Here is a 12,580-nt window from a genome sequence, read left to right as displayed (position 1 = left end):
ACCCCTACATGCGTATTATAATTCAACAAACTCAAACATATTTCCTGACCATTTCAAAAATTTCATGAACCCTTTCCCTGTGATCACCAGGCTGGCAGTATTATCATTGGGATGAAAACTCAGATGTTTTGCATCTTTGAGCATTTCATCCAGAAAAACATATACATGGTCGGTTTCATCGTTGATCAGGCCGAAGAGAGAAACGGACCCGGGTGTGACACCGAGATATTTTTTTAACCGCTCCGGTGATGCAAAGGTGAGCTTTCCCTGTTTCAGCCGCTTTTCCAAATCGTGGATGGCAAAGGGCGTGGAGTGTTCCATTATCACAAGGTAGTGCTGGTTGCCCTTGTGATTGCGGAAAAAAATGTTTTTACAGTGGGTGGAATCGATGTTTTTCCAGTTCTTGAGGGCCTCTTCAATGGTGGGTGCAGCCGGATGCTCATAATAATCAAAACTGATAACCAGTTCTTCAAGTATCCGGTACAACTTTGGATCGCCGCGCATAGGACGTTAATTTGCAGGATAAAAATACAAAATCCTGCGGGAATTCATCATCGCATCATAATCAGCGAGATCACTTCTTTCTCCGTTAAAAAGCGCCATTTGCTCCGTGGCAGGTTTCTCTTGGTGAGCCCGGCGTACATCACCCGGTCGAGCTTGGTGACCTTATAACCCATCGATTCAAACATCCTTCGGATGACGCGGTTTTGTCCCGAATGTATCTCCATGCCGATCTCGCGGCGGTCGGCGGCATCTTCGACATAAGCGATACTATCGACCTCTACTCTATCACCTTCCAGTTCAATTCCGCCGGCAATTTTCATCAAATCCCCTTTCGACAAGGGCTGGTCAAGCACCACATGATACATCTTCTTAATCCTTGACCTGGGATGCATAAGCTTTTTCGCCATTTCGCCATCGTTAGTGAAAAGAAGTAATCCTGTTGTGTTCCGGTCCAGCCGTCCTACGGGATAGATGCGTTCCTTGCAGGCGCCGGCAATGAGTTCCATCACCGTATTCTTGGCGTGAGGGTCTTTGGTGGTGGTTACATAACCCTTTTGTTTATTGAGCAGCAGATAGCGCTTTTTCTCATTGGAAAGGGTTTGGTCGCCATACTGCACTTTATCACCGGGCATAACTTTGCTTCCCAAAGCGGATACAACTTCACCATTCACTTTTACTACTCCGGCCTTGATCAGTTCGTCAGCTTCACGCCGGGAACAAACCCCCGAGTTTGCAATGTATTTATTGAGCCTGATCCCTTCCGGTTCTCCCTTAATGGCTTTGATAGGTATCCCGCTGCGGGTCGCGTATTTCTTTCCAGGAGCAGATGGACTATATGGCCTTTCTTTCTTAAAATGTGATTTCGCAGGTCTGTCTCCATCTTCCCTTGCCGGAAATGGTCTTTCTTTTTTGAAGCGAGGTTTTGCCGGTCTTTCTTCTCTTTCTTTAGGACGGTATGGTTTCTCCATCCTGCTGTCTGATCGGCCGGTCCTCCTTTTATCCGGGCCCGGGCTTCTTTCTTTTTTCCCCATATTTTGAAAAGGTTTTCTTGGCTGGCGGGGACTTTTTTCGGCACTCATAAGTTGCTATTGTTAACCTAAATAATTAAATTCCAAACTCCAAGCACCAAATTCCAAACAAATCCGAAAAACTAAATCCTAAATCCAAAACTATGTTAAGTTTGATTTTTTGGATTTTGAATTTGTTTGGTGCTTGGGATTTGGAATTTTGCAAAGATAGTAACAAAAGCTTCAGCCCGTCCTAAGTCGGGGATAAAAAGCGTCTTTTAAGTGGTTTATCCTGGTTTCGTCTTTATTATGGATGATCGAAATGATATCAAACCGCGCTTCCAGGGTAATATTTTTACGGAAGATGTAAGCATTCGCCGCCCTGATCAGGGACTGCTGCTTCTCTTTGGTAACCGCCTCTTCCGGCTCCGCAAAAGTATCATTTCGCCTCGATTTGACCTCGATGATGACCAAAAAATCCTTGTCCTTCGCAATGATGTCGATTTCATTGCGTCCCGCCCTCCAGTTTTTGTCAAGGATATGGTATCCCTGCTTCAGGAGATGCGTCACGGCGATCTCTTCGCCCTGCTTGCCTAATTCGTTGCTTTCGGACATGATAAATCAAATTCCAAATTCCAAATTCCAAACAAATCCCAAAAAGCAAATTGTCCAACTGCAAACTGTCCAATTGTCCAACTTCTTCTGTCTTCTGTCTTCTGTCTTCTTCTAACTGTTAATCCGGAAAAAGACTGAAATATACCCGGTGGTTAGAAAAAAAGTTTTACTTCATCTCCGACTTCCAGTGTAACTTCCCTCCCCAGGATGAGCGCCCGGTTGTCATCGATGTGACCGGCGGGGAAGTTGTAACAGACAGGATAGGGATAATCCTCCACTGCTTCGGCAATAATCTCGTTCGCGGTCTTATCATAAGGCACTTCGTTGTCATGCATTTTGGTCATTCCTCCGACTATCAATCCCGCCAATCCTTCCAGCTTACCGGAACGCCTGAGGTTCATCATCATCCGGTCGATATGATAAAGATATTCATCCAGGTCTTCTAAAAACAGGATCTTCCCGTTGGTATTGATATCGGAACTGGTATTGGTCAGGCTGTAAAGGATGGAGAGGTTGCCGCCTACCAGGGGCCCTTTACAGCTGCCTTTCCGGGTGTATTGCTCCGGAAGAAACCGATAGATAAGTTCTTTGCCGAATAACGCTTTTTTTAAACTGTTAAGCGACGGGCTCCCATCGCATTTATCCTTGAAATTCACCGGCATGATGGCATGCAGGGTTTCTACACCATAGTGACGATGGATATGGGAATGCAGTACCGTTACATCGCTGTAACCAACTATCCACTTAGGACTTTGCAGGAACCGGGTGAAGTCAAGCCGGTCGATGATCCTGACGGTGCCATAACCTCCGCGGGAACAGATGATCGCACGGATGGAACCGTCGTCGAGCATCTGCTGGAAATCGGACTGGCGCTGGTCATCGGAGCCGGCGAACTGGTTAAAGGAGGCAAAGAGGTGATCGCCGAGGACCACTTCCAGCCCCCAGGCTTTGAAAATATTGATAGCTGTCTCGACTTCGGCAGGAGAGATCTTCCGGGCCGGGGAAACAAGAGCGATTTTATCGCCTTTTTTTAGATATGGAGGAGTAATCATTTTATTATTTCTCTCTAATAATAACAAAGATCAGCATTTTTAGTTTGGTTTGTGCTATATCTTAACTTCTATTAACCACAATAGGCACAGTAGGGCACATTAGATAAACACATTAGAGATTAGTAACCTTTTGGCAGTTTTGCATATAAATCGGTCACGATTGTTTTTTGTCCTTCCTTAAAAATATTCATACAGTTGAAATTTATAAGAATCCCTTTAGGTTTTTCAAGGAGTTTAAGATATGTCAATAGCTGTGCTCCATGAATTGGCTGCAGGCAATCGATTGCTTTAATTTCGACAATGATAGCCTCTTCGACCATTAAATCAAACCGCAGGTCACAATCAAGATAAAGTCCTTTAAAGATCAAAGGAACTTTCTGTTGAGAGATTACACCCAAACCCTTTTCTTTTAATAAGTGAATCATACATTTTTCATAAACACTTTCAAGTATTCCCGGCCCCAATTCTTTATGAATTTCAATTGCAACACCGATAATAGTAAAAGTCAGTTCATTTAAATACTTCTGTGTCATATTCTTAAAATTTATTTTTTTATAGAAAATTTGAAAATCCACCTTCTATTGTGTGTTTCTAATGTGCTCTAATGTTCCTATTGTGTTTAACAAAAGCGAATAACACAATGAAAACATCTTCCCCAACCTGTTTATCCGGAATTTCCCCGATTTATACCCGATAATTCAATAAATTTGCCCGGAATAGTTTTATTAACCGCTCAATCAATTATTCATGGAAGCGAAATCGTGGAAACGGACCACTGTCACTTCTGCCCTGCCTTATGCCAACGGCCCCATCCATATCGGCCACCTGGCAGGCGTTTATGTGCCGGCAGATATATATGTCCGCTACCTCAGGTCAAAAGGCGAGGAAGTCCTCTTCATCGGCGGATCGGATGAGCACGGCGTGCCGATTACGATCAAAGCCCGCAAGGAAGGTGTCACCCCGCAGGAGGTGGTCGACCGTTACCATGAGATGATCAAGGATTCATTCCAAAAATTCGGGATTTCTTTCGATATCTATTCGCGCACATCCAACGCCATCCATCATGAAACGGCCTCGGAATTCTTCACAACCATGTATGAAAAGGGAGAATTCATCGAAAAAACATCCCTGCAATACTTTGATGAGGAGAACCAGCAATTTCTTGCCGACCGTTATATCACGGGAACCTGCCCCCGCTGCGGAAATCCGAAAGCTTATGGCGACCAGTGCGAGAACTGCGGCACTTCACTGAGCCCTGACGAACTGATCAACCCGACTTCTGCACTTAGCGGGAATGTTCCTGTCAAAAAAGAGACCAAACACTGGTACCTGCCGCTGGATAAATACGAGGGCTGGTTGAAAAAGTGGATCATCGACGGGCATAAAGATGACTGGAAGCCGAATGTTTACGGCCAGTGCAAATCCTGGCTCGATCACGGCCTGCAGCCCCGTGCCGTGACACGCGACCTCGACTGGGGCGTGAAAGTACCTTTACCGGACACGGAAGGCAAAGTGCTCTACGTCTGGTTTGACGCGCCCATCGGCTACATCAGCGCCACGAGAGAATGGGCACAGATCAATGGCAAGGACTGGAAACCCTGGTGGAAAGATCCCGAAACGAGGCTGATCCATTTCATCGGAAAAGACAACATCGTTTTCCATTGCATCATCTTCCCGGCGATGCTGAAGGAAGAAGGCACCTTTATCCTTCCTGACAATGTGCCGGCTTTTGAGTTTATGAATTTAGAGAATGATAAGATCTCGACTTCGCGGAACTGGGCTGTCTGGCTCCATGAATACCTTGAGGAATTTCCGGGAAAACAGGATGAACTGCGTTATGTGTTAACGACCAACGCCCCGGAAACCAAAGACAATGACTTCACCTGGAAAGATTACCAGACCAGGAATAACAGTGAACTGCTGGCTATCTTCGGCAATTTCGTGAACCGCACGATGATATTGACCCAGAAGTACTTCGATAGCAAAGTACCTCCGCGTGGTGAGTTGAACCAGACCGACCGGAATGCCATAGAAGAGATAAAGCTTTTCCCCGGACGTATCGGTGGCAGCCTGGACCAGTTCCGCTTTCGCGAGGCGCTGACGGAGATGATGAACCTGGCACGCTTGGGCAACAAGTACCTGACCGATTCCGAGCCGTGGAAATTAATCAAGACCGATCCGGAGCGTGTGAAGACCATCCTGAACATTTCCCTGGAGATCTGTGCCAACCTGGCCATTCTTTGTGAGCCTTTCCTGCCTTTCACCGCGGAACGTCTCAGCCGGATGATGAACCTCCCCCAACGTAAATGGGCTTTTGGCGGCAATCCCGAACTCCTTGAGCCCGGCCACCAGCTCGGGCATCCGGAGTATTTGTTTGAAAAGATTGAAGACAATGTTATCGAAGCCCAGGTGCAGAAGCTGCTGAATACGAAACTGCAGAATGAAGCGGCCACAGCGCCGAAAGTATCTCTGAAACCCATAAAAGATATGATAACCTACGATGATTTCTCGAAGCTCGACATCCGCGTTTGCACCATTGAAGAAGCGGAGAAGGTCCAGGGGGCCGACAAATTGCTGAAGCTGACTGTCAATACCGGCCTGGACAAAAGAACGATCGTATCAGGCATTGCATTGTATTACAAGCCGGAAGACCTTATCGGCAAGCAGTTCTGCTTCGTCCTGAACCTGGCGCCGCGGAAGCTGCGCGGCATCGAATCGAATGGAATGATACTCTCCGCCGAGGATCCTGAAGGCCGGCTAAGCCTGATCACTATAAATGACCTGTTTGCAAATGGCAGTGAAGTTAAATGAGTTTAATCATACAAAGCTTCATTCATATGGGACATCACGAAACCGACGAAAGCATCAGTCCTGCCGAAAAGCAATTCCGTGAGCTGATGTATAACGGTGACGATTTCTTCAAGATCGAAATCTACCGCAATGCTGTCAAGTATTACAAAGATGCAGCAAAGCTTGATGTGGACAAGGACCTGGCAAACCAAAAGGTTGCCGAATGTGAGCTACTATTGCGCCATGAGCGGAAAGTAATTTACATCCTCTTATCGATAGCGGCGGTAACAGTCATTCTGATCTGGCTGATCTGACTTAAGAGTTCTGAGTTCTGAGTTTTTATGTTTTGTGGGTTAAATGCGGGAATTTTATAAAATTGATTAATTTTACAGCCTATTTGAGGGTTATTAGTAAATAAGTCCCTAACTCAAAACTCAAAACTTAAAACTCAAAACTGACATTTCGGCCCTATAGTTCAACGGATAGAACGGAAGTTTCCTAAACTTTAGATTCAGGTTCGATTCCTGGTGGGGCTACAAGATCGGGCGAAAGAGCGATCGGACGATATTCGATATTCGAAATGAATCTCTCAAACAAATCGCATATCGCCTGATCGTCTGATCGGGATTTCGCCTGATAGAATAAAAGGTTCCTTCCCCAATTTCCCATCGTGTTTCGTCCATTTTCGTTTAAAATCCTTGCTTTTCGACCAGGTATTTGTATATTTGCAAATTGTAAATTACATTTTGTAAGTTACAATTTGTGATACAAAATTAAAACCAGGCAATGACATCTCTTTCAAATCCTTTTATAACGACCGGTTACCATGGGCGCAATTATTTTTGCGACAGGGAAGATGAGGCTCAAACCTTGCTGGATAACATATCAAATGGCCGTTCAACCACCCTGACATCAATCCGGAGAATCGGTAAAACCGGCCTGATAAAGCACGTTTTGGCCAATTTACCTCCGGACCAGACAGGGATCTATATTGACATCCTTCCGACCGAAAACCTGAATGAGTTTCTGAATGTTCTGGCATCATCAGTATTTAATACTATCCCTGAGAAATCAACGCCTGGTAAGAAAATCCTCGATTTTATCAAATCCCTCAGACCTGTCATCACTTATGATCCGTTATCGGGGCATCCGCAGGTTACCTTCGATGTCAGACCGGGCGAAACCACCCGGAATATTGCTTCCGTTTTCCAATACCTTGAGAATTTTCCGCAGAAGGTGGTCGTTGCTATTGATGAATTTCAGCAGATTCTTCAATATCCTGAAAAAAATACCGATTCATGGCTCAGAAGCATTATTCAATCACTCAACAATGTCCGGTTCATATTTGCCGGAAGTCAACAGCACCTGATGACAGAGTTGTTCGCAGACCCTTCCCGTCCTTTTTTCCAGAGTGCCGGTTTTCTTAAGATCGGAAAGATCAGTCGTGAACAATATTCCACTTTTATTAGCGATCACTTTCAAAAGGCCGGAAAGCAGATCAGCGCTGAAGTGATTAATGAAATTCTTGACTGGACTGACGTTCATACATACTATGTTCAGCTGCTGTGCAACCGTGTCTATGCAATGGATACACAGATAATCATCACTGAAACCTGGAAGGATGAAGCGGCCAGGTTGCTGCAAGAGGAAGAGATCATCTTTTTTAAATACCGGGATTTGCTGACAAAACAACAATGGTTCCTTTTAAAGTCCATTGCTCATGAAGGTGAGGTGTATTCCCCTACATCCAAAGATTTTATTTCGAAATACGTCCTGGGAAGTTCCGCTACAGTTTTACGCTCACTACATGCATTGCTTTCCAAAGAAATGATTTATTCCGATTATAATCCTGAGGGGCGGATGTTTTACAGCGTTTATGATGTTCTTTTCAGGAGATGGATGCAGCGGTTTTAAATGCACGATGCTGGAAACTCTATACACGATAAAATGAAGGAAAAAACGCATATCGCCTGATCGTCTGATCGGGATTTCGTCTGATTAAAATAAGGATTCCTTCGTTAATCAAGTTACCAGTATCGGGCATTAAAATTTCCTTCGTTAATCGAGATTCGAGTTTCTTGTTTCGTGCATTTCTTGTAGTATCAAATAACAGCCACTAAAGCACCGAGGCACCAAATTTCACTAAAAAAGACTAATCGACCAGCAAACTTTGGTGGGTTTTAGTGCTTTCGTGCTTTGGTGGCTGAAAGATATAAAAATTTTACTGCTTAACAAACTTCCCAAATTCCACGGTACTGTTATCCGTTATTTTCACAATATAAACGCCACGGGGCAGCGTGCCGATATCCAGAATCGTTATGGGCTCGGTTATGCAGCGCGATAAGACCTGCTGGGCGCTGACATTGCGTATTGATAAGGTTGTGCTATTGACGGTGATGGTGGAAGGCAATGATAGAGTGATAGAAGTGGAAGAGGGGTTGGGGAAAATTTTGATCTGGTTATCTGGGATAGTAGTTTCGTCCACGCCATTCAGGCAAGCGGTTTCAACTTCTTCCTGGCTGTTGCAACCTGTGGCGTTGTTGTAGAATTGAACGAATCCGTTTGGGATGGCTAAATAATCGCAAATGCTTTGTACTTCGCAGGTTGATAGAGCATAGTTATTTATGATATTAATACCTGTGATAGATCCAGCACTTATGTTGTCCAATCCGATCAAACTGGTCAGGGTCCAGTTTCCATCAAACTCAATCCTTCCCCCGATCGAAGTCACATTAGCCAAGCTCGTTATACTAGTCAGGGCAATGTTATCATCGAGAACAATTATACCCCCTATGAAAGTCAAACCCTCCAGCCCCGTCATGCTGGTCAGTAATGGGTTCCCAGAGATCGAAAGATCTTCACCGACGTAAGTAATATTTTCCAATCCTTCCAGGCTGGTAAGAGCGTTATTTGAATAAATCCAAAGAAAATCCATGATTGAATCTACTTTATGCAGTGGTTCTAAATTTGTTAGAACAGGATTGTGAAGAATCCAAAGGGATCCTCCGATGGAAGTGACATTATCCAGCCCTGTTAAACTCGTAAGAACAGGATTGATTTGGATATGAATGTAGCCTCCGACGGATGTTACATTATTCAGCCCTGTTAAACTGGTCAGAGCAGCGTTATTATCGATTTCAATTTCGTTGTGTATGGAAGTCACATTGTTCAGCCCAGACAGGCTGGTCAAGGCATCGTTAACAGAAATTGAAAGCCCCCCACCAATGAAAGTCAATCCCTCCAACCCTGTCAGGCTGGTCAATGAATCGGTATACCAGATTTTAAGAGTACCACCGATGGAATTCAATACACTCAAACCGTTCAGGTGAGTGATATTGATTTCGATATCCCATTGACCAATTGTAACATCCCCTTCAATCTGGGAGCAGTTTGGATAATTCACCTGAAAACTGTCAACCTGTGCCTGGGTAGTAAAAGTAATACCTTCAGGAAGGCAGGATTGGGCTTGGGTGTCCACCCGGATTATTACCAGGATGAATAAGACGAGAGAGTATTTATTCATGGTTCTTTGGTTTGATCCATCTTTTTATAATTTACAACAAAGAGCAAGACCGTCATTGAGATATCAAGCTACGGGTAGTTTCAATCGTCTTTCAGGCAGCGGACACTGAAAGCGAAGTAACCCCAATTGCCACTAACCTGGTATATTTCCGGAAAAGAATAGTGCAGGGAACGGATCCATGCCTCGTGGGCAAAGTGTCCTGTAGAGGTCCACCAACTGGTGTTATAGCCAAGATCGGAGAAGCCGGACCCTTCTTTCCATCCGCTAGCAAGTCCCGAAAAGCCGTACAAGTCAGTGCCGTTTCCATTTTCATACCAGCCACTAATGGTTTTCAGGTTTGTTCCGGCATCATAACCACGCCAGGCTATTCTGATATCCCATTCAGGATCTCCTATTGGATAATAGCTATCTGCTGAACCTTCCAGGATTTTCCATTCATTATCTGTGGGGATGTGCCACCCGGGAGGACAAATACCCTGTACTCCCGGTGGTTCAGCGTACTTCATCATTTCTCTCCATTGATAAAAACCTCCATATTTTATGCAACTGTCAGGTTCATTGTTATAACAGTACTTTTCTATTATTCCATTGTCCCATTGATCGACGTTTGCCGGGATCATCACTCCTACATTCAGGTTCTCTTTCAGCCAGCACTGACTGAAAATTTGGATAGTGTTATAAATCTGTCCCTCGTATTCAACCGTTGGTGTTCCCGGGCAGGGGATGTTGGTGGCGAACTGAAAAGTGTAGTTTTCACTTTCCAAAGGACTATCAAGTATCCCTGACTCAAGCGTGTCTGAATAACCGATCAGGAGCAGTTCATCACCTACATTGTAAGGCAGATCTGATTTTAAAACAAGTGTCGTGTCTGACCAAAAGATCGTAGTATTAAACTCCTGCGTGCGATTCATAACTTTTATGCTGTCAAGCCGGACATAAGAAGCATTATTGAGAGCGGTGAAGGTTAATGTAAGAGGAGCAATATAAACTTCATCCCTTAAGCAACGTACACTGTGACCCCATTTCCAGAAGTAATTCTCCCGGTCTACTTCCGGACTGTTGAAAATGAGACCACGACCCCATGAAAAGGTATCCCCACCGTCAGTAGATGACCACCAGTTGACGACGTATCCAATGGCGTCGAACCAACCAGCACCGCCCATGCCACCCGGCAGAGCTGAAAAACCAAAAAAATCAGTCCCGTTTCCATTATTTTCCCAACCACTGGTAGTTTTCAATCTTGTACCGGCATCAAAACCACGATAAGTATAGTTAGAATCCCACTCCGGATCTCCAATTCCAAATTGACTGTCAACAGCCCCTTCTAAAACTTTCCATTCCTCATCTGCAGGGATATGCCATCCCTGTGCACAAATGCCCCGTGCGCCTTGCTGTGTAATGTATTGCATCATTTCATTCCATTGATATAAACCACCATACTTTGTGCAGCTATCTTGCTGGTTGTTATAACAGTATTTTTCAATGATTCCGTCATCTGCCATTTCCTGTTGTCCTGGAATCATCGTCCCAACGTTCAAGTCCTCCTTCATCCAACATTGACTGAATATCTGTATCGTATTATAAAATTGTCCTCCATATTCTACTGTCGGTGTCCCTGGACAGGGTATATTGGTTGCGAACTGGAAGGTGTAAGATTGGCTGTCTTCAGGTGCATCCCATATGCCGGATTGAGTAGTATAAGTATAACCAATGTAGAGCAATTCATCTCCGATACTGAAATCAAAGCTTTGAAGATCTTCAGATGCTTTTAATTTTGTTGATGAATTTTGAGTTCCCCGGTATTCAAGTGAACCTGCCTTATATGTCAATATCCCAGTGCAGAGGATTTTTATGCTGCTGTTTTTTCCCCTCCACTGTGCCGTGAAGAAGAATATACTTCCGTCACCGGGAGTTAATCTAAAGGAGTGTAGCCCTTCATCAAGTACCCGTTCCAACCGGATGATCACACGACCAAGCACATCCGTTATGGTCATGCTCACTAAGTCCTTTGAAGGCACGTACAGGTTGATGGTAGTCTGATCTGCAGTGGGGTTGGGGTAGTTTTGGAACACCTTGAAACCCTTGTCAGCATTGTTAACTTCGGGTATACCCACCTCGTAATCCAGTACCAGGACGGTATCTGGGTAATATAACACAGTGTCTCCACCCTGGGTTCGGTTCATGACCCTGATACTGTCAAGCTGAACCCAATCTGTATTGTTGACGGCTGAAAAAGTAAGAGCTATTGAAGGTCGTTGCCCGAATATTTCGGATAGTGCAAACAGGAAGAAGATAAGAGTGATAAATCTTCTCATAATGAATTGGTTATAATCGACCTTTAAAGGTACGCAATTTTACCTTCCTTCTTTAATCCAGTATCGAGTTTCTTTATCACAAAAAAAAGAGGATACCGGAATTTTCCGGCATCCTCTAACTTTTACATGAAGTAATCAGTAAGACGAATATTTTAACGATAATTAGAATAACGTTCTTCTCTTCTTGGTGATTCACTTCTGGGCCTGGCTTGTTTGACAACGATTTCAGCGTGGTCATATTCGCAGCTGTCCAGTTCTTTAATGGCTTTGTTCGCTTCGTCATCATTCTTCATCTCTACGAATCCGAATTTCTTGGAATGACCGGTCATACGGTCATTGATCACGGCAGCCGAAGTAACTTCGCCATACTCTTCAAATAAAGTCTTTAAGTCATCACTGGTTGTGGATGAACTTAACTTTGCAACAAAAATGTTCATAATTAAAAAATAAAATTGATAAATAAATAGAAGTTGAAAACTGTAAGGAAAGCAAATCTTTGGAAGGAAGTGCGAATCAATATAATTTTGAACGCAGCAAAGGTAAATAAATAATTGATTATCAAAACATTTTGACAAAAATAAATATTAAAGGGGTAAGATAAACCGAAACGCCAGGTCACAAAATTTCACTTTTTAAAAGATTGATGCAGCAGGTTTAAATGCATGATGCACAAAACACGATACACGATTTCAGAAGGAGTTTTCCTTTCGCAATCGTTCATAGTGTTTCGCATATGTGAAAGATGTAACTCTTTCCTTTAATTGTGTAACAGTT

At 44.0% G+C, this 12,580-nt stretch carries 11 protein-coding genes and 1 tRNA gene; 4 read left to right on the top strand and 8 right to left on the bottom strand.

Translation table 11 applies throughout. The features are described 5' to 3' along the window. Window positions 1–15: 15 nt before the first annotated feature. The 5 genes from M0Q51_09710 to M0Q51_09690 form a co-directional block, all read right to left on the bottom strand. Window positions 16–504 (bottom strand): prolyl-tRNA synthetase associated domain-containing protein, encoded by a 489-nt coding sequence (locus M0Q51_09710; GenBank protein MCK9400248.1) that lies wholly within the window; start codon window positions 502–504, stop codon window positions 16–18. Window positions 505–551: 47 nt separating this feature from the next. Next, window positions 552–1,583: an rRNA pseudouridine synthase gene (locus tag M0Q51_09705; GenBank protein MCK9400247.1), complete on the bottom strand. Its 1,032-nt coding sequence runs from the start codon at window positions 1,581–1,583 to the stop codon at window positions 552–554. 171 nt (window positions 1,584–1,754) lie between these two features. Beyond that, on the bottom strand, window positions 1,755–2,126 hold the full coding sequence (locus M0Q51_09700; protein MCK9400246.1) for a YraN family protein: 372 nt from the start codon (window positions 2,124–2,126) through the stop codon (window positions 1,755–1,757). Window positions 2,127–2,278: 152 nt separating this feature from the next. Then, entirely contained in the window at window positions 2,279–3,205 is a 927-nt protein-coding gene (locus tag M0Q51_09695; GenBank protein ID MCK9400245.1) for an LD-carboxypeptidase, read from the bottom strand. A 92-nt stretch (window positions 3,206–3,297) separates the two neighbouring features. Further along, window positions 3,298–3,753 carry a GxxExxY protein gene (locus tag M0Q51_09690; protein ID MCK9400244.1) on the bottom strand — a complete coding sequence of 152 codons (456 nt, stop codon included), beginning with the start codon at window positions 3,751–3,753 and terminating at the stop codon, window positions 3,298–3,300. Window positions 3,754–3,925: 172 nt separating this feature from the next. Here M0Q51_09690 and metG point away from each other — a divergent pair, with 172 nt between their 5' ends. The 4 genes from metG (at window position 3,926) to M0Q51_09670 (ending at window position 7,882) form a co-directional block, all read left to right on the top strand. Beyond that, on the top strand, window positions 3,926–5,989 hold the full coding sequence (metG, locus tag M0Q51_09685) for a methionine--tRNA ligase (protein MCK9400243.1): 2,064 nt from the start codon (window positions 3,926–3,928) through the stop codon (window positions 5,987–5,989). 26 nt (window positions 5,990–6,015) lie between these two features. After that, entirely contained in the window at window positions 6,016–6,282 is a 267-nt protein-coding gene (locus tag M0Q51_09680; GenBank protein MCK9400242.1) for a hypothetical protein, read from the top strand. A 150-nt stretch (window positions 6,283–6,432) separates the two neighbouring features. Beyond that, window positions 6,433–6,504, top strand: a tRNA-Arg gene (locus tag M0Q51_09675). Between the two features lie 250 nt (window positions 6,505–6,754). Next, the gene (locus M0Q51_09670) at window positions 6,755–7,882 is read left to right on the top strand and encodes an ATP-binding protein (GenBank protein MCK9400241.1); all 1,128 of its coding nucleotides are present in this window, start codon (window positions 6,755–6,757) and stop codon (window positions 7,880–7,882) included. Between the two features lie 307 nt (window positions 7,883–8,189). On the opposite strand, the gene M0Q51_09665 is transcribed toward M0Q51_09670, so the two are convergent. The 3 genes from M0Q51_09665 to M0Q51_09655 form a co-directional block, all read right to left on the bottom strand. Further along, a complete protein-coding gene (locus M0Q51_09665; protein MCK9400240.1) occupies window positions 8,190–9,491 on the bottom strand; it encodes a T9SS type A sorting domain-containing protein in 1,302 nt (433 codons plus the stop codon). Window positions 9,492–9,571: 80 nt separating this feature from the next. Beyond that, the gene (locus M0Q51_09660; GenBank protein ID MCK9400239.1) at window positions 9,572–11,806 is read right to left on the bottom strand and encodes a hypothetical protein; all 2,235 of its coding nucleotides are present in this window, start codon (window positions 11,804–11,806) and stop codon (window positions 9,572–9,574) included. 152 nt (window positions 11,807–11,958) lie between these two features. After that, window positions 11,959–12,243: an RNA-binding protein gene (locus M0Q51_09655; GenBank protein MCK9400238.1), complete on the bottom strand. Its 285-nt coding sequence runs from the start codon at window positions 12,241–12,243 to the stop codon at window positions 11,959–11,961. Window positions 12,244–12,580: the final 337 nt, after the last annotated feature.

The sequence above is a fragment of the Bacteroidales bacterium genome, assembly GCA_023229505.1.
In the GTDB taxonomy this organism is placed as follows: domain Bacteria; phylum Bacteroidota; class Bacteroidia; order Bacteroidales; family JAGOPY01; genus JAGOPY01.
Note: the sequence above shows the minus strand (reverse complement) of the source record. Positions and strands in the feature narration are given on the sequence as shown.